General features: G+C 68.0%; 20 protein-coding genes. 9 read left to right on the forward strand and 11 right to left on the reverse strand.

Annotated elements, in window-relative coordinates; translation table 11 throughout:
* Positions 1-545: 545 nt before the first annotated feature.
* From cysE to MKK68_RS29230, 3 genes are all read right to left on the reverse strand, one after another.
* Positions 546-1,355: a serine O-acetyltransferase gene (gene cysE, locus MKK68_RS29220; RefSeq protein WP_244033702.1), complete on the reverse strand. Its 810-nt coding sequence runs from the start codon at positions 1,353-1,355 to the stop codon at positions 546-548.
* Positions 1,356-1,429: 74 nt separating this feature from the next.
* Positions 1,430-1,660 (reverse strand): hypothetical protein, encoded by a 231-nt coding sequence (locus MKK68_RS29225; protein WP_244033703.1) that lies wholly within the window; start codon positions 1,658-1,660, stop codon positions 1,430-1,432.
* 25 nt (positions 1,661-1,685) lie between these two features.
* Positions 1,686-2,828 carry an acyl-CoA dehydrogenase family protein gene (locus MKK68_RS29230; RefSeq protein WP_244033704.1) on the reverse strand — a complete coding sequence of 381 codons (1,143 nt, stop codon included), beginning with the start codon at positions 2,826-2,828 and terminating at the stop codon, positions 1,686-1,688.
* 524 nt (positions 2,829-3,352) lie between these two features.
* Between MKK68_RS29230 and MKK68_RS29235 the strand changes: the two genes are divergently transcribed.
* From MKK68_RS29235 to MKK68_RS29265, 7 genes are all read left to right on the forward strand, one after another.
* On the forward strand, positions 3,353-3,880 hold the full coding sequence (locus MKK68_RS29235) for an OsmC family protein (protein WP_244033705.1): 528 nt from the start codon (positions 3,353-3,355) through the stop codon (positions 3,878-3,880).
* 55 nt (positions 3,881-3,935) lie between these two features.
* Positions 3,936-5,030 carry an ABC transporter substrate-binding protein gene (locus MKK68_RS29240; RefSeq protein WP_244033706.1) on the forward strand — a complete coding sequence of 365 codons (1,095 nt, stop codon included), beginning with the start codon at positions 3,936-3,938 and terminating at the stop codon, positions 5,028-5,030.
* Between the two features lie 7 nt (positions 5,031-5,037).
* Positions 5,038-6,057: an ABC transporter permease gene (locus tag MKK68_RS29245; protein ID WP_244033707.1), complete on the forward strand. Its 1,020-nt coding sequence runs from the start codon at positions 5,038-5,040 to the stop codon at positions 6,055-6,057.
* Positions 6,051-6,848, forward strand: coding sequence for an ABC transporter ATP-binding protein (locus MKK68_RS29250; RefSeq protein WP_244033708.1), 798 nt, complete (start codon positions 6,051-6,053; stop codon positions 6,846-6,848). Before MKK68_RS29245 ends, MKK68_RS29250 begins: the two co-directional genes overlap by 7 nt.
* Positions 6,838-8,094, forward strand: a complete 1,257-nt coding sequence (gene soxC, locus MKK68_RS29255) for a sulfite dehydrogenase (protein ID WP_244033709.1) — start codon at positions 6,838-6,840, stop codon at positions 8,092-8,094. Before MKK68_RS29250 ends, soxC begins: the two co-directional genes overlap by 11 nt.
* Positions 8,084-8,629, forward strand: coding sequence for a c-type cytochrome (locus MKK68_RS29260; RefSeq protein ID WP_244033710.1), 546 nt, complete (start codon positions 8,084-8,086; stop codon positions 8,627-8,629). Before soxC ends, MKK68_RS29260 begins: the two co-directional genes overlap by 11 nt.
* A 79-nt stretch (positions 8,630-8,708) precedes the next feature.
* Positions 8,709-9,671 carry an aliphatic sulfonate ABC transporter substrate-binding protein gene (locus MKK68_RS29265; RefSeq protein ID WP_244033711.1) on the forward strand — a complete coding sequence of 321 codons (963 nt, stop codon included), beginning with the start codon at positions 8,709-8,711 and terminating at the stop codon, positions 9,669-9,671.
* 24 nt (positions 9,672-9,695) lie between these two features.
* Here MKK68_RS29265 and MKK68_RS29635 read toward each other — a convergent pair whose 3' ends face one another.
* The 8 genes from MKK68_RS29635 to MKK68_RS29290 form a co-directional block, all read right to left on the reverse strand.
* Entirely contained in the window at positions 9,696-9,830 is a 135-nt protein-coding gene (locus MKK68_RS29635; protein ID WP_279605569.1) for a hypothetical protein, read from the reverse strand.
* Positions 9,831-9,836: 6 nt separating this feature from the next.
* Positions 9,837-10,193, reverse strand: a complete 357-nt coding sequence (locus tag MKK68_RS29640; protein ID WP_313899253.1) for a MetQ/NlpA family ABC transporter substrate-binding protein — start codon at positions 10,191-10,193, stop codon at positions 9,837-9,839.
* Positions 10,079-10,399 carry a MetQ/NlpA family ABC transporter substrate-binding protein gene (locus MKK68_RS29645; protein ID WP_279605570.1) on the reverse strand — a complete coding sequence of 107 codons (321 nt, stop codon included), beginning with the start codon at positions 10,397-10,399 and terminating at the stop codon, positions 10,079-10,081. Before MKK68_RS29645 ends, MKK68_RS29640 begins: the two co-directional genes overlap by 115 nt.
* Positions 10,400-10,516: 117 nt before the next feature.
* Positions 10,517-10,912: a hypothetical protein gene (locus MKK68_RS29275; protein WP_244033712.1), complete on the reverse strand. Its 396-nt coding sequence runs from the start codon at positions 10,910-10,912 to the stop codon at positions 10,517-10,519.
* A 141-nt stretch (positions 10,913-11,053) separates the two neighbouring features.
* The gene (locus tag MKK68_RS29280) at positions 11,054-12,829 is read right to left on the reverse strand and encodes a SulP family inorganic anion transporter (protein WP_244033713.1); all 1,776 of its coding nucleotides are present in this window, start codon (positions 12,827-12,829) and stop codon (positions 11,054-11,056) included.
* Positions 12,830-12,861: 32 nt separating this feature from the next.
* Positions 12,862-13,893 (reverse strand): sulfate ABC transporter substrate-binding protein, encoded by a 1,032-nt coding sequence (locus tag MKK68_RS29285; protein WP_244033714.1) that lies wholly within the window; start codon positions 13,891-13,893, stop codon positions 12,862-12,864.
* Positions 13,894-14,243: 350 nt separating this feature from the next.
* Complete coding sequence (locus MKK68_RS29650) at positions 14,244-14,378, reverse strand: hypothetical protein (RefSeq protein WP_279605571.1); 135 nt, start codon at positions 14,376-14,378, stop codon at positions 14,244-14,246.
* Between the two features lie 46 nt (positions 14,379-14,424).
* Positions 14,425-14,598, reverse strand: a complete 174-nt coding sequence (locus tag MKK68_RS29290; RefSeq protein ID WP_244033715.1) for a hypothetical protein — start codon at positions 14,596-14,598, stop codon at positions 14,425-14,427.
* A 22-nt stretch (positions 14,599-14,620) separates the two neighbouring features.
* On the opposite strand from MKK68_RS29290, the gene MKK68_RS29295 reads away from it, so the two are divergent.
* Both MKK68_RS29295 and MKK68_RS29300 read left to right on the forward strand, forming a co-directional pair.
* Positions 14,621-14,890, forward strand: a complete 270-nt coding sequence (locus tag MKK68_RS29295; protein ID WP_244033716.1) for a hypothetical protein — start codon at positions 14,621-14,623, stop codon at positions 14,888-14,890.
* Positions 14,880-15,020 carry a hypothetical protein gene (locus MKK68_RS29300; protein WP_244033717.1) on the forward strand — a complete coding sequence of 47 codons (141 nt, stop codon included), beginning with the start codon at positions 14,880-14,882 and terminating at the stop codon, positions 15,018-15,020. Before MKK68_RS29295 ends, MKK68_RS29300 begins: the two co-directional genes overlap by 11 nt.
* Positions 15,021-16,110: the final 1,090 nt, after the last annotated feature.

Below are 16,110 nucleotides of genomic sequence, written 5' to 3' on the forward strand. Positions count from 1 at the left end.
CCGACGTGACGGTCGCGGTCGATAGATTGCGTGCTGCCGATGCGCCCACGCTCTGCCCTTGTCCGCTCATCGTTCGTCGTCCCCGCTTGATTGTCGTTCGAGCCCGGGCACGTTGCTGTGCCGGCATGATGTATCGGCCGCGGCCATCCCGCATGCAGGGACGACGCGTTCGGGTGAAGCATCGAATGCTTGATTTCCACCCGCGACGACCTGCGTCGCGTCTTGGAACGTTCGTGGTCTAGCCTCGGCCGCGATACGAGGTCAATGGAAGGATTTTCTGAATTTACGACGCCTTGCAGAAAGACAGACCATGATGCGGCCGTACGACGAATTAAATTGCTAGGTATTCGTATTTTCGTATAATTTTCTTCTACAAAAGCCTCGTCCGGCGCGACGAGGGGCAAAACTCATCTCACCGTCTGCTAGACCGGTCCGACCCTCGTGCTGCACGCGCGACCGCGCTCATCGCCAAGGCGAGACAGACGGCGCGGCGGCCGGACCCTCCGGTGGTGGCCGGGGGCCGGCCGCCTTCGAATCGGCCCGTGTCAGATCCCGTCCCCGAAGAATTGGTCCATGCTCTGGGCCGGCTCTTCGCTGCGCGGCAGCTTCGACACCACGCGCGCCGGCACCCCGGCGACCGTGGTGTGGGCCGGCACGTCGTGCAGCACGACCGCCGCGGCGGCCACCTTGGCTCCCTCGCCGACGCGGATGTTGCCGAGCACCTTGGCGCCGACGCTGAGCAGCACGCCGCGCTCGATCTTGGGATGGCGGTCGCCGCTTTCCTTGCCGTTGCCGCCGAGCGTCACGGATTGCAGGATCGAGACGTCGTCGGCGATCACCGTAGTCTCGCCGACGACGACGCCGGTGGCGTGATCGATGAACACGCCCGAGCCGATCTGCGCGGCCGGATGGATGTCGGCCCCGAAGATCTCGGAGATGCGGCTCTGGACGTGCAACGCGAGCGTCGCCCGACCCTGGTGCCAGAGCCAGTGCGCCACGCGGTAGCCTTCGAGCGCCGCCAACCCCTTGTAGAACAGGAACGGGTCGAGATAGCGCCGGCAGGTCGGGTCGCGCTCGCGGATGGCGACGAGGTCGCGCACCGCGTGGGCGCTGGCATGTGGGTCGGCCTCGAAGGCCGAGAGACAGAGGTCACGCATGGCCAGCCGCGACAGGTCGCCGTCGCCGAGACGGTGCGCGAGCCGGTAGGCGAAGGCCTGCGCGATGCTGCGCTGGTCGAGCACCGTCGCCTGGATGATCCCGGCATAGAGCGGCTCCTCGATCAGCGCCGCCTCTGCCTCGGCGCGGAGCTCCTGCCAGACCCCGTCGATGGTCGACGAACGGCTCGTCGCCCTCAACGGGGCCTGGGGCAGTGCGGAACGTGCCTCCAGTACGGAACCCAGGCTTATGCGCTGGTCCTCGAACGGCACGCTCAGATCGCCCGTTTCACCGCCGCGATCCGGGACGCGATCAGCAGGGCGTCCGGCGCCGTCGAGTGGACGGCGACGAGGATGCGGTCGAAGCCGCCGGCCTCGTGCGCTTGAGCGAGGCGGTCGAGGTAGTCCCGGTCGATCGCCGGACCCTCCGCCGGGTGGATCTGGGAGGTTAGCCGGGGGGCGGCGAAGCCGATGAACTCGACGGCATCGGGCGGAAGGTGACTCATGGGATTCTCCTAATCTCGCGAAGCGTCAGACGCCCAGGGCGGCGCGGCCCGCGGCCGCGCGCACCGCGTCGCCCTGCGGCCAGTGGATGCGCGCGCACAGCACGTCGCGCAGGTGGCGCTCCAGGGGATTGCCGCGCGATAGCCCCGGATTGCCGGACAACTCGACCGCGCGCTGCACGAGGGCGATGGCGTTCTCGGTGACGGTGACCTTGAGGAAGCCCGCATCCCGCGCCGTCGGCAGGCGCCCGGCATCGACCTCCGCCGCGAGGCCGGCGATCAGCCGGGCGTTCACTGCGAGCAGACGTTCGTTTTCGCCCACGGCCTCGTGGAAGCGCGGCAGCGTGGCCAACGGCGCCCCCAGGCTTCCAGGTGTGCGCTCGGCGGCGAAGCGGACGAACCACCCCTGCGCTGCTCGTGCGACGCCGTCGTAGAGCGCGGCCAGGAGCGTGCAACTCCAGGCCTGCTGCAGCGGATCGGGCTTGCGCCAACCCTCGGGGGCGCGCAGGTCGACCGCGTGGTCGGCCGGGACGGCGACGTCGTCCAGCACGACATCGTGGCTGCCGCTCGCCCGCAGGCCGAGATGGTCCCAGGCCTCTACGATCCGCACGCCGGGAGATGCCAGCGGCACGAGGACGTTGCCGACCCGCGGCTCGGCCTCGTCGGTGCGGACGAAGACCAGCCCGTAGGTCAGGCCCGGGGAGCCGGTGGCGTAGATCTTCCGCCCGGTGATCCGCCAGCCGGCCTCCGAGCGCCGTGCTACCGTTTCCGGCATGCCGCCGCGTGCCGGCGTGCCGAGCTCCGGCTCGACCCGCAGCGCATTGATAAGCTCGCCGCGCGCGACCGCGGCGCGACCGACGGCATCGGCGACGTCGCGCGGCCAAGCCGCGTGAGTGTGGATCAGCCCGTGTTGCAGGAACTGCATGGCGAGCACCAGCGCGGTGGCCGGATCGCCCTCGGCGACGGTGCGGACGACTTCGGCCGCACGCACGAGGCCGCCGCCGCCGCCTCCGAGCCGGTGCGGCACGACTAGCCCGAGAAGGCCGGCCTCTCGAAGGGCCGCGATGTTCTCGTGGGCGAAGCTGCCGGCACGATCATGCCCGGCCGCTCGTGTCGCGAAGGCTCTCGCGAGCGCCGAAACGCTTTCGGTCGAAGTGACGGGGGCATTCATCGGGCCAAGCAATCCGGGCAAAGGCGCGCGCTCCGACCTGTGCGACGGGGCCGGCAAGATCGGTGGAAAGTCCTGCCGGGGCACCTTGAAGTCAACGAAATGAGATTCTTAATCCGGGAACCGCCCAAGAAAGACGATCTCCCATTCGATGCCGCGATTGGAGGATTCTTCTTTCTTTCAACCTCTCAACGCCGTGTTCCGCCATTGCTGTCCGAGGAGGCGGGCGGTCGATCGGGCATCGTGAGGCGCGTCGAAACCTGCGTCGACTTGGGAATGGCGTTCGAACGAATCACGCCGTCGCCGTCTCGCTGGCGGGGAACGGTCGAGGCACGACACCCTCGTTTGACGATCCCGAGCTTCTCCTTCGCCGCACCGGGACAGGACGATCGTCGTGCGAAAGCCCGTGAATTCAAAATACCATTCTGTTGAATGCTGTGCCGCATTCAACATACGATCGGAGATGGCTTCATAAAGCATTCGCGCATCGCCACGCGACTGTGCCCTCGTCTGCTTGGCATCTCCTCATGACTGATCTCAACCCGTATCTCGCGCAGAAGCGCACGGCCCTCGACGACCGCCGGGCGCGCATCGAGCGCGGCGCGGTCGGTCCGGTGGCGCTGAGGGCCGAAGCCCGCATCGAGGGGCGCAGCGGCGTTCGGCGCATCCGCATCCGCGAGCACGCGGTGATCAGCGACAGCCTGCCGGATTTCGCCGGCTACGACCTCGGGCCGGGCTCGCCCGAGTTGCAGCTCGGCGTGCTCGGCTCCTGCCTCGCGCACTCGTTCCTGATCCAGGCGGCGGCGCACGGCGTGCCGCTCGATAGCCTCTCGGTCGAGGTCACGGCGACCTTCGATCCGCGGGCCGGCGAGGCCGGCTACGCGGACGTGCCGGTCCATCCCCAGGATCTGGCCTACACCATCCGCGTCGCCTCGCCCGCGAGCGAGGCCGAGATCGCGGCGCTGCACGATCGCGTCGATCGGGCCTGTCCGATCCTCAATCTGCTGCGCGGTCCGCAGGCCATCCGCGGCCGGATCGCGCGCATCACCGCCTGATCGCCCCGCTACTGAAATCCGCCGACGCGGGCCGGTTCGGCCCGAGGAGACCACTATGTCCAAGACCAAGCCCCACCCCTCCGCCCGCGATGCCCTGTCGCGGCGCCGACTCCTCCGGGCCGGGATGAGCGTCGCGGCAGCGCTGCCCTTCGGCTTCGCGGCTACCACCGGCCGCGCCTGGGGGCCTGGGCCCGGCACGCCGTTCGATCCCGGACCGCTCTGCGCGCCGGCCGCGGCCGAGGCGGCCACAGGCCCATTGCGGCCGATCAAGCTCGCCTGGAACGCCACCGCGATCTGCACGGCCGCTGCTCCGGTGGCCAAGGAGCGTGGGATCTTCGCCCAGCACGGGCTCGACGTGGAGTTCGTGAATTTCGGCGGTTCCACCGAGGCACTTCTGGAAGCGATCGCCACGGGCAAGGCCGATGCCGGCATCGGCATGGCCCTGCGCTGGCTGAAGCCCCTGGAGCAGGGCTTCGACGTGAAGATCACCGCCGGGCTGCACGGCGGCTGCCTGCGGCTGCTCGGGGCGAAATCGGCGGGGATCACCGACATCGCCTCGCTCAAGGGTAAGACCATCGCGATCAGCGATCACGCGAGTCCGGCCAAGAACTTCTTCGGCCTGCTGCTCGCGGATGCTGGCATCGATCCCGAGCGCGAGGTCGAGTGGCGCCAATACCCGGCCGATCTCCTCAACCTCGCGGTGGAGAAAGGCGAGGTTCAGGCGCTCGCCGACGCCGACCCGCGGACCTGGATCTGGCTCAAGGACCCCCGCCTCACGGAGGTCGCGACCAACCTCACCGGGATCTACGCGACGCGCTCCTGCTGCGTCGTGGCGGTGCGCGGCTCGCTCGTTCGCAACGACCGGGCGGTCGCCGGCGCCCTGACCCGCGCCGTGCTGGAGGGCGGGCACTGCGTCCAGACCGATCCGGCGGATGCGGCGGCGATCTTCGCCAATTACGGCGGCAAGGGCTCGGTGGAGGATCTCGCCGCCATGCTGCGGAGCCAGACCCATCAGCACCGTCCCGTCGGCGCCGACCTGAAGCAGGAGATCGCCCTCTACGGCGACGAACTGAAACGGGTGAACGTGCTGCGCCGGACCACCGACACGGCGAAGTTCGCCGAGCGTGTCTTCGCCGACGTCCTGAGCTGAGGCGCCCATGTCCGGCAGCATCGTAGGTACCCTCCCGAACGATTCCGCGCGGTCCCGAACAGATGGGGCGGCGCGATGGCATTCCCGGATCCGGTGGGGCGGCCTGCTCGTCGGCGTCATTTGGGTGGCGCTGGCAGCGGTGACGCTGCGCCTCCCCGAGGACGGCGAGTTTCCCTACACGGCGGACTTCGCCACAGGCGCTGCGGTGATCGGGGCGCTGCTCGCCGTCGCACTCCCGCTTTCGGCGTCGCTCGGGCGCTTCGGCGGTCGCCTCTCCCATTGGGGGCCGTGGCTCGCTGTGATCGGCCTCGGTCTCCTCGCCTGGGAGCTGGTGACGGCCAAGTTCTCGTTCCTGCCGATGCCGTTCTTCCCGCCGCCCCAGGCGATCGTGGAGGTGTTCTTCGAGGATTGGCCCAAGCTCGGCGGCAGCACCCTGAACTCGCTGCTGCTGCTCGCCGGAGGCTACGCCATCGGCGCGGGCGTTGGGTTCGTCCTCGGCATCGCCATCGGCTGGTCGCAGGCGATCGGCTACTGGGCCCATCCCGTGCTGCGCTTCGTCGGGCCGCTGCCCGCCACCGCGTGGCTGCCGATCGCCTTCTTCGTGTTCCCCTCGTCATGGTCAGCCAGCACCTTCCTCGTGGCGCTCGCCACCGGCTTTCCGGTCACGGTGCTGACGTGGTCCGGGGTCGCGGGCACCGACAAGGCCTATTACGACGTCGCCCGCACGCTCGGGGCCTCGCAGGCCTTCCTCATCCGCAAGGTCGCGATCCCGGCGGCCCTCCCGCACGTTTTCGTCGGCCTGTTCATGGGCCTCGGCGGGTCGTTCGCTGTTCTAGTAGTGGCCGAGATGCTGGGCGTGAAGTCCGGCCTCGGCTGGTACCTCCAATGGGCGCAGGGCTGGGCCGCCTACGCCAATATGTACGCGGCGCTCATCGTCATGGCGCTGATGTGCTCGGGGCTGATCACCGTTCTGTTCCGGCTGCGCGACCGCCTGCTCGCGTGGCAGAAGGGCCTCGTTCAATGGTAGCCGTCCTCACGCGGCCCAGGATGCCGGAGTCGGTCGCGACGACGGGCGCCCGCCTATCGGTGGCGGACGTCTCCCACGCCTTCGACATTCGCGGGACCGCACTCCCTGTCCTCGACCACGTCGACCTCGACCTGGTGCCCGGCGAGTTCGTCGCCCTGCTCGGCCCCTCCGGCTGTGGCAAGTCCACATTGCTGCGCCTTGTGGCCGGGTTGGAGCCGCAGGGTTCCGGCGCCCTGCTGGTCGACGGCGTCCCGATCCGGGGGCCCGATCCGAGCCGTCTCCTCGTGTTCCAGGACCCGACGCTCTATCCCTGGCGGACCGTGCGAGGGAACGTCGCCCTCGGGCTTGAGGCGCGGGGCCTGCGCAAGGCGCAGGAGGCGCGGATCGACGACGCGCTCCGCCTCGTCGGGCTAACTAAATTCGCCGACGCCTATCCGCACCAGCTCTCCGGCGGCATGGCCCAGCGCACCGCGCTGGCCCGTGCGATGGTCAACGAGCCGCGCCTGCTGCTGCTCGACGAGCCGCTGGGCAAGCTCGACGCACTAACCCGGCTCGCGATGCAGGGCGAGCTGGTCCGCCTCTGGCACGAGAAGGGGTTCACCGCTCTACTCGTCACGCACGATGTTGAGGAGGCGCTGGTTCTCGCCACCCGCGTCATCGTGCTGAGCGACCGCCCGGCCCGGATCCGGGCCGAGATCGTCAACGACGCACCCTATCCGCGCCATCGCGACGACCCCGATCTCGTCCGCCGCCGCCGAGAGGTTCTGGAGATCCTGGGTCATGCCGCCTGAACCAACCGACACCCAACTGGCCCGCGCAGACCGCCGCAGGTTCCTGCGGCTCGCCGGCAGCGCCGCGATCGGCGCCCGCGTGGGTGGCGTCGCGCACGCCGCCGAGCCCGAGACCCTGGAGGTCCCGCCCTGGAGCCGCGAGCAAGGCGCACCCGCTGCGTCGCCGGCCTACGGCCGCCCGTCGCCTTTCGAGACCCTGGGGCGCCGTTCCCGGACGCCGCCGCCTTTTCCCGGTGCAGCCTCGACCGGTACGCCGCTGGGCCACCTCCACGGCATCATCACCCCGAACGGCCTGCACTACGAGCGCCATCATGCCGGCGTGCCGGCGATCGACCCGGACCGACACCGGCTCGTCATCCACGGCCTCGTCGAGCGTCCTCTGATCCTGACGATGGACGACCTGCTGCGCTTTCCTGCCGTGTCGCGCCTGCACTTCCTCGAGTGCTCGGGCAACACGCCCTGGCTCGGGGCCAAGCCCGGCTGGACGGTGCAGGACAGCCATGGCCTGCTTTCCTGCGCCGAATGGACCGGCGTCGAACTCGCAACGGTCCTGGCCGAGGTCGGCGTGAAGCCGGGCGCCGCCTGGATCCTCGCGGAGGGGGCGGACGCCTGCGCGATGAGCCGAAGCGTTCCACTGAACGTGGCGCTCGACGGCGCGATCCTGGCCTACGCCCAGAACGGAGAGCGCCTTCGCCCCGAGCAGGGCTACCCGCTGCGCCTTTTCCTGCCGGGACTGGAAGGCAATCTCAGCATCAAGTGGCTGCGCCGCCTCAAGGTCGGCGACAAGCCGTTCCAGACCCGCGAGGAGACCTCGAAATACACCGACCTGATGCCCGACGGCACGGCGCGACAATTCACCTTCATGATGGAGGCCAAATCGGTGATCACCACGCCCTCGGGAGGCGAACAACTCCGTGAGCCGGGATTTCACGAGATCCGCGGGCTCGCATGGACCGGGCACGGCAAGGTGCGGGGCGTCGAGGTCTCCACCGATGGCGGCAAACAATGGCGTGCCGCGACCCTGGACGGGCCGGTGCTGCCGCGCTGCCTGACGCGGTTCCGGATGCCCTGGACCTGGGAAGGCGGCCCGGCCCAGCTTCTCAGCCGAGCAACCGACGAGACAGGCTACGTCCAGCCGACGCGCGACGCGCTCGTCACGATCCGCGGAACCCAGTCCACGTATCACAACAACGCGGTGTTCGGCTGGCAGGTGGCCGCCGGTGGAGCCATCAGCCATGCTGCGTAGCGTTCTGGCGATCTCCGCCATTCTGACGCTGGTCGGCCCCGGAGCCGCTGATCCGCTCACGCGCCTCGGCGTTGGGCGGCCCGCAACGCCGTCCGCCATCGCCGCTTGGGACATCGATGTCCGCGCCGATGGTCGGGGCCTGCCGCCCGGTCGCGGCACGGTGCGCGAGGGCGCCGCCGTCTTCGCTGCGCGCTGCGCCGGATGTCACGGGGCGCAGGGGGAAGGAGCCGCCGCTGACGCGCTCGTCGGCGGCCGTGGCACGCTGGCGACGGCGAAACCTCTCCGCACGATCGGCAGCTACTGGCCCTACGCCACGACCCTGTTCGACTACGTCCGCCGCGCGATGCCCTTCGACGCGCCGCAATCCCTAACACCGGACGAGGTCTATGCAGTGAGCGCCTACCTACTGCACCGCAACGGCATCCTGCCCGAGCAGGCCGGCCTCGATGCCGACTCGCTTGCCCGCGTCGTCATGCCGAACCGGGACGGGTTCACCACGGATCCCCGGCCCGACCTGCCGGCCCCCATACGCTGAGCATCCGGCCCGTCACCGCTTCGGGCGCGGATCGGCGTTCGCTCTATCCTCTACCCATCCCTCCAAGGCACCCCTTCGCATGCATCGCTCCATCCAGGCAGTCTTCGCCGCCACCTTATTCTTGTTCTCCCTCGACAGCGTGCTCACGGCCGGCGCAGCGGATACCGGGAGCCTGCGCATCGGCTACCAGCGCTCGTCGACTCTGATCGCGCTGCTGCGCCAGGATTCGGGCTTAGAAACCGCGTTGAAGCCCCTCGGCGTCAGCGTGTCTTGGCACGAGTTCACCAGCGGCCTGCCGATCATGGAGGCATTGAATGCCGGGCAGATCGACGTGTCGGCGGACGTTGCCGACACGGTTCCGATCTTCGCCCAGGCGGCGGGCGCCAAGATCATCTATATCGCCCAGGAGGCCCCGTCGCCGGAAGCCCAGGCGATCCTGGTGCCGGCCGATTCGACCCTCAAGTCGGTGGCCGACCTCAAGGGCCGCAAGGTCGCGGTCACCAAGGGGGCGGGGAGCCACTACCTGCTGCTGGCGGCGCTGACGGAGGCAGGCCTGTCCTTCAAGGCCATCACCCCCGCCTACCTCACGCCGGCCGACGGCCGGGCGGCTCTCGTGAGCGGCGGCGTCGATGCCTGGGTCGCGTGGGACCCCTTCCTCTCCGCGGCAGGTCAGCAATCGGGCGCCCGCGTTCTGCGCGACGGCACCGGCCTGTCCCTCTACAAGCGCTACTACCTCGCCTCAGACGATTACGTGGCCAAGCACGCCGACGTGCTCGCCGTCCTCTTCGCCAAGCTCAGCGAGACCGGGGCCTGGGTGAAGGCCGAGCCGGAGGCGGCGGCCGCCCGCCTGTCGCCGCTCTGGAAGATCGAGGCGGACGTGATCGTGCGCGCCAACGCTCGCCGCAGCTACCGGGTCGAGGCCGTCACGCGGGCAGGCTTGCGCGAGCAGCAGACCATTGCCGACGCTTTCCGAGGCGAAAGCCTGCTGCTTCGCGCCGTGGACGCCTCGGCCCTCGGCATCTGGCAGCCGCCGGCCCAGTGATACGAGCCGCGTCGCTGAGGTATCTCACGTGCGCGTCACGGGGATCACCGAGCCGCGGTAGCGCTCACGGATGAAGGCGGCAACCTCCCCCGATCGCAGCAGCGTCGAAACACGCTCGATGCGCAAGTCGTGTTCGAGGGCCAGCGTTGTTACCAGCACGTTGGCTTAGGGGTTGCCCTCCGCCCGCACCAGGCCGAGGGCGTCCTTGGCCGGCGTCAGTCCGGCCTTCAAGGCATAGTTGCCGTTGATCACCGAAAGCGCGACGTCGTCTAGGGTCCGCGGAAGCTGCGGCGGCGCGACCTCGACGAACTTGAGGCGCTTCGGGTTGTCGGCGATGTCGTTCACCGTGGCGAAGGTGCCGTCGCCGCTGGACCTCAAGCGGATGAGGCCTTGGTCCTGCAGCAGCCTTAAACCGCGGCTGGAGTTCGCGCCGTTGTTCGAAAGCGCGACGGAGGAGCCTGCCGGCACGTCGGCGTGCGTGCGGAAGCGCAGCGAGTAGATCCCGAGCGGCTCCACATGCACGGCCGCACCCCGAGTTCCTTCTCCTCTGCGCGCAGGTAGCGCACGTGCTGGAAGAAGTTGGCGTCGGCACCGTCGTTGAGGATAAGCCGGTTCGGGCGGATGTCGCTGCTGATCTTGATCAACCGGAGGGCGAGATCGGGGGCGAGCTTACTCTGGACGAAGTCCAGGATCTCGGCATGCGTCACCGACAAGGCGATGACCTTCAAGAGCGCCGCCGCTCGGGCGGGAGCGGTCGCGAGGAGCCCGAGGGATCCGGCGAGCAGGAAGCGACGGGTCAGCTAGTGGGGGACAATCCTCGTTCTGCTGCTGGGAAGCTCGGGCCGTCAGTAAGCCGAGCCCTTTCTGACGATGCCGGCGTAGCTCGATCGCGCCTGGACGCCCCAGTGCCCGTCCTTCCGTGTCAGGATGTAGAGGGATTCGTAGGAGCCGATCGGCTTGTCGTCCCGGCGGTAGCGGGTGAACCGCACGAGGAAGTGGAGCTTGTCGTCCGAGGACTGGACGAGTTGGCGCCAATCCCAGCGCGTGTATGCCCATCCACCCTTGGCGAGGTCCCGGACATCGTTCGAGCGGGCGTAGTCGGACGGCGTGTCCCAGACCTGCACCGTGTCGGCGGCCAGGCGCACGTGCGGGAAGTTCAGCGTCGCCGCCCATGCGTCGGCATCCCGCGCGTTGAAGGTCGCGAGGAAGCCGTCGAGGACAGCGCAGCCCTGCCGCAGCAACGGTGCCGGATCCCCCGATGCGCATTCGTCCGTGAGACGATCCGCAGCCACCGCATCCAGCGGCAGGGCCACGCAAATAGCGAAAACGAGGGCCGCGCGAAGCAGATTCATGGATCAAGCTCACAAGAACTGTCGGGTTCGTCAAACGAGGTAATATAGGTCGGCCGTTCGAGGATGGGCATCTGTGCTCCGGTCCGTCGCCAGCGTGGCGTAGGTCTGCCGCACGGCCTTCAGGGTCGCCGAGTCTCGGTCGTCCTCCTCCGGGAAGATGCGTTCGACCGGATACCATTCCGCGAAATGGAGGCGCGCGATCGCTGCCAGGAAATCGGGCTGCGCGCCGGCGAGGCGCACGGTGACGCCCAGCGTCTCGGCGTCGCGCAGGAACTGCTCCACCACCTCCAGGCAGACCACGTCCGGGTGGCGCACCCGCTTCAGGCGCACCACGATCTGGCCAATGCCCTGGAACCGGGCGCGCTGCAGCGCATCGCCGAGCGCCCGCTCCAGATCCGGCGCAGCGCCGAAGAACAGCTCACCCTGAAGGTCGATCAGGATCAGGCTCGGCGAGGGCGGATCATCCTTGACGCGCTCGCGGACCACGCCCTCCGGCGTTACCACGAGTTCCGAGACCTTGAGCTTCGCCGCGCGCGGCACGAACAGCAGGATCGAGAGCGTGACGCCGATCAGGATCGAGAACTCGACGCCGATGACCAGAGCGGAGAGCGCGGTGACGATGACGAGGCCAGCATCGAACCCGGAGGCGCGAATGGTATAGCGCAGCCGCGTCACGTCGATGAGCCGAGCTGCTGTGACGAAGAGCAGGCCCGCGAGCGCTGCCTTCGGGATGAACTGCGTCAGCGAGGCGAGCGCCAGCAGCGCGGCTGCAACGGCGAGCGCCACCACCACGCCCGAAAACCGGGTGACCGCGCCGGCTTGGAAATTGATCGCCGAGCGCGAGAGCGAGCCGGAGCCCGGCAGGCACTGAAAGAACCCGCCCGCGAGGTTCGCGGCGCCTTCGGCAAGGCATTGCCGGTTGTAGTCGAGGGGCTGGCGGGTCTTGTGTGCGATCGATTTGGCGATGGCGAGCGCTTCGAGCAGACCCATGAAGGCGATGGCCAGCGCTGAGCTGCCGAGATCCGATACCCAGGACAGGCGGATGTCGGCGATATGGAAGCTCGGCAGGCTCGCCGGCACCACGCCCGCTACGCCCACCGCCGTCTGGCCGTCGGCGCCGGCCACCGACCACCCGGTGAACCACGCGAAACCGGCGACGACGATCAAGGTCACGAGCATGTCGAGCTGCGGCAGGCGATAGCGCCGCACCACCGCCCGCAGCAGGGTCGCGAGGGTCACCGCGCCGAGACTCAACGTCAGGGCCTTCCCGCTGACGGGGCCGCCCTCGGTGAGCGTGAGCCAGAGCCGCACCAGCACGTTCTGGTCGCCGTGGCCGCGGCTGCGCAGGCCGAGTGCGTTGCCGATCTGGCTGATGGCGAGGAGCGCCGCGGCGCCCGCCATGAAGCCGAGGATCACCGATTCCGAGATGTAGCGGGTGAGGTCGCCGAGCCGGAACACGGCGATCAGGATCTGGATCGCCCCGACCATCACGCCGAGCAGGAACATCGCCTCGGCGGCCTGGGCGCGCGCGTCCGGGTCGAAATGGCTGAGCGCGCTGAAGACCAGCAGCGAGATCGCGCTCGTCGGGCCGTTGATCAGGTGCGAGGACGAACCGAGAATCGAGGCGATCAGCGTCACGACGATCGCGGAATAGAGCCCATAGCGCGGATCGACGCCGGCGAGCAGCGCATAGGCCATGCCCTGCGGCAGGGAGATTGCCGCGACGGTGAGCCCAGCGAGCACGTCGCGCCGTCCGGTCGCCGCATCGTAATGCAGGGCCGAGCGCCAGGCGGTGAGACGTAGCACGGGGGATGCCGGGTAGGGTCGAGCGGAACTAGTCATTGCGATTGCGGCCGGTAGACGGTGTCGATGATGCCGTTCTCGGCGAAGAACCGGCCTTGTGCGTCCGCCCAGTCCCTGGCGATCGCGGTAACGGGAAACAACGCGATCTTCGGCAGGCGGTCGGCGTGGCGGGCGAAGACCTCCGGCTTCGACGGGCGATAGCCGAGGCTCGCGATGGTCTCCTGCGCGGCGTCGCCGAACAGGTAGCGCAGGTAGGCCTCGGCCGCGTCGCGCTTGCCGTCCTTCGCCACGTTGGCGTCGACGAGCGCGACCGATGGTTCGGCCAGGATGCTCACCGGCGGGTAGACGGTCTGCAGGGTGCCGTTCGAGGCCGCGACCTCGCGCAGGGCCTCGTTCTCCCAGGTCAGGTGGGCATCGCCGACGCGCTCGACCGCGAAGGTGTCGGCCGCTCCCCGTGCGCCGGCATTGAAGCCCGTGGCATGGGCGAAGAGCGCGCCGAGATAGGTGCGGGCGGCGGTCTCGTCGCCTCCGCGGGTGACGACGGAGCCCCAGGCCGCGAGCGCGCTGAGCTTGCCGTTGCCAGAGCTCTTCGGGTCGGGCGTCACCACCTCGACGCCCTCCCGCACGAGATCTGGCCAGTCGTGGAGGTCCTTCGGATTGCCCGCCCGTACAACGAAGACGATGGTCGAGGTGTAGGGGACGGCCCGGTTCGGAAGCCGGCTAGCCCAGTCGGCCGCCACGAGCCCGCGCTTGACCAAGCCGTCGATGTCGGAGGGTAGCCCGAGGGTCACCACGTCGGCGGGTTGCTCGCCCGCGATGACCGAGCGGGCCTGCCGCGATGAGCCGCCATGCGATTGCGTCACGCCGACCGTGCGCCCGGTCTCCTTCGCATAGGCGGCGACGAAGCCGGGATTAATTGCGGCATAGAGTTCTCGCGTCGGATCATAGGAGACGTTGAGTAGCGTCGCCTGGGCGCTGCCGCCCGCCTCGTTGTGAGCAAGGAGTAGGACGGCCGCGATGGCGATGGCGGCGAGCGCCGCGACGTTTGCGAACAGGCGGGTCTTCACGGCAGGCGCTCCTGCCTTGGAAGCCGAACGTCCTCGGCGCTCCCGTCACGGGATGGTTTGTTCACGCGGATCACTAAGAGTTCCTGTGCCGAGCCCACGTTCGAGGTCCGGTCGTCATCCTTGGATAGACGCGAAAATACGACGCGTCTAAGTCAAATACGCTCGAAAAAACAATCCTCTAAAACTTAAAAATTGCGCAGCGAGCTTATTCTATCAAGCGTTGCTGCGGCACCCATCGCCTTCTCCTTGCCGGGCGACGAACGGCGCATTGGTCCGTCGCGGAGAGGTCTTGGGTGAGCGACTGATTCGGCTCACCCCCGCGCATCCGGCCCGCAGCAACGACGAGGATGTCACGGCATCGTTCGCTCGGAGGAGATCTTGAAGGCTCCCGGATGCTGCGCGCCGATCAGCATCACCTGCTGCGCGAGCCAATGGTGGCCCAGCATGGCGCCGGCCGGAAGCACGAAGGCCGCATCCGGCGGCATGCCGGTGCCGGCCGGCGGAAGGATTAGGGGGCGGCGGGAAAAGCCTTCATGCGGCGAGGGACTCCGTCGCGCCCCCGCATGATCGGGCCGAGATCCGTCCGAGATCGGACAGCCATCCTGTCCGGATGAAGCGCGAGATGGCAGGTGCTTGTTCTGGAAAGTCGCAGAAAAACAAAAGCACATTCCATTGCCGATTTTGCAGAATGGCGAAGTCCTTCATGAGCATGAAATCAGGATGAACAATGCCGAAGCATTCTTGCATCGATCCTCGGGATCCTTTTGCGCAGCGCGATGTTCTGGTCGACTTTGAGTACGCCGAGTCCGGTTTTCGTTTCATCGCTGCGATAGACGCGGATGGCGATGACATCCTGGCAGACCTCATCGATATCCAGCGCTGCGACCTGGAACGGGAACTCGGCGAGGCCGCTCGCGACATCTCCGGATTTCTGCGTCCATCATCCCCCGACCAAGCCCGTGTCCAGCCGGTCCCACTTTATGTTCATGGATTATGACAACCGCGAAAGCCTGCGCGACGGCGATCCAGGAGCGCATGGTCGCCGCAGCTGGATGCCATTGTATCTCACTACGCTTTTGGTTGCCGTCGTCGCGCTCGAACGGCTGATCGATCACCTCCTGGCCTGAACGCCGGACGCATGTCCGGCGCGTCCCGAAACCGTAGGTAGGGGAGTCCATCAGTGCCGGTCCGAGGCTGCCACCGAAACATTCCCTTTCCGGTCCCGGATGTGGAATATCGAGAACGTCGCGCGATCATCTTTAAAATGTTAGGTCGGGCGCCCTTGATCTAAACCTCGACGTATCAGATCAGCCTGGAGCGGCCGCGCGTCTCTTTCAGAGGGGCGACCGCATACGTGTCGATCGGGAGGGAAACCCGCGACGGGGTCCCACGAGGTCGAAGGCCACAATGCATCCCCCGGCGAAGATCCGCCCCAGCACCGCCCCAACCGCATCCCCGCGGCGTCTCGCCCGTGGGTCCTGTGCGCTCATGGTCGCGCTGTCCGTCCTGCTCGCCTCCGCTGGGGTACGCGTCGGCGTGACGCCCAGTGCGCTCGCAGATACCATCCACGCCGCGGCGGCAGAGGCCAAGGCGCAGTAACAGATGAAGGATGGAGACTCTTGTAAAGGACGCTGCTTGGAGGCTGCGTCCAAGGCAGGTCGTAATGTATGTCCGCTTCCGAGCACCTCGCCAACCAGTAGATATGGCAAGGTTGGGTCGGTAGCCGAATGGCGGCTTGGGGTGGATTGCCGTCAGTCCGCTTTGGGGCGGTGAACCATGGAAGCGGACATCATCCATGAGCCTGCTCTCGACCCATCTCGGACCCTTTGAAGGACTGCCATCCGTCAGGTTTTTACCGCTATGCCTGAACTTGGAGCCTAGCCACCCGGACAGCCGCGAGTGCCGATCCGTCCCGAGCACCGCTACTTCTACCCGATCGACTGGCACGAATTGTCGGCTGTGATCCGGTGCCGGTGGCGCCTGCGAGGGCTGAGGACGACCGCATGGTCGCATCGTCTACCACCTGGGCGACGGCCGGTGGTGGGATGTCGAGTTCGGCGCTTGGCGTGCGCTCCTCCTGACCTGACCGGTATTTTGGACCGAGCCGATTGAGAGGCTACTGCATGGTAGCGGCCATGGGTAGCCGGAAAGCCAGGTCCGGGAAGGTGACAGGCGCGGGCGGCCGATAGCCCAAGGACGAATGCGGTCGAACGCGGT

The organism is Methylobacterium sp. E-016, assembly GCF_022829745.1.
Taxonomy (GTDB): Bacteria; Pseudomonadota; Alphaproteobacteria; order Rhizobiales; family Beijerinckiaceae; genus Methylobacterium.